This window comes from Mitsuaria sp. WAJ17 (assembly GCF_014174515.1).
Lineage (GTDB): Bacteria > Pseudomonadota > Gammaproteobacteria > Burkholderiales > Burkholderiaceae_C > Roseateles_B.
On sequence record NZ_JACJUG010000094.1, the window covers coordinates 1 to 780 of the forward strand.

General features: G+C 65.3%; 2 protein-coding genes. Both read left to right on the forward strand.

Annotated features, from left to right (window positions below; all coding sequences use genetic code 11):
* A partial coding sequence (locus H5407_RS23510; RefSeq protein WP_183106910.1) for a phosphopantetheine-binding protein occupies window positions 1–461 on the forward strand: 461 nt, incomplete at its 5' end.
* On the forward strand, window positions 461–780 hold a 320-nt coding region (locus H5407_RS23515), incomplete at its 3' end, for a hypothetical protein (RefSeq protein ID WP_220800766.1). The genes H5407_RS23510 and H5407_RS23515, both read left to right, overlap by 1 nt.

Here is a 780-nt window from a genome sequence, read left to right on the forward strand (position 1 = left end):
GTCTGGTGGCCTACGTGGTGCAGGACGAGCCGGAAGACGGAGAGCGCGACGACACCCTGGCAATGGACACGCTTCGCCAGGCCCTGACACAAGAGCTGCCCGGCTACATGGTGCCCAGCGCCTTCGTTGCCATGCCCGCGCTGCCCCTGACGCCCAACGGCAAGCTGGACCGCCGAGCCCTGCCAGCACCAGACCTGCAGGCCCTGGCCGCCCGCGGCTACGAAGCCCCGCAAGGCGAGCTGGAAGAACAGCTGGCCGCGCTGTGGGCCGAGGTCCTGCAACTGCCGCGCGTGGGCCGGCATGACAACTTCTTCGAGCTGGGCGGGCATTCGCTGCTGGCCATCAACCTGGTCGAGCGCATGCGCCAGGCCGGGCTGGACAGCGACGTGAGAACCCTGTTTACACAACCAAGACTGAGCGACTTTGTCGCAGCTGTTGCGACCGTGGAGATCGTATTGTGATGATTGAGGATCTGCTGATTGAACTGAACGAACTCGGCATCCAGCTCGAGATTCGAAACCAGGACCTGGTCATCCAAGGACAGCGCCAGGCATTGACCCCGGATCTGGTGACGCGGCTGCGCCAGTGCAAGCCCGAATTGATCCACTACTTGCAGACCACGCCTTCGCCGGCGCGTCCCAACGCCGTATTCACGGTCCCTGCCAACGCAATCCCGCCGGGATCGCAGGCCATCACCCCCGAGATGCTGCCGCTGGTGACGCTGAGCCAGGAGCAGATCGACACGCTGGTGGCCACGGTGCCCGGCGGCGCCGCCAATGT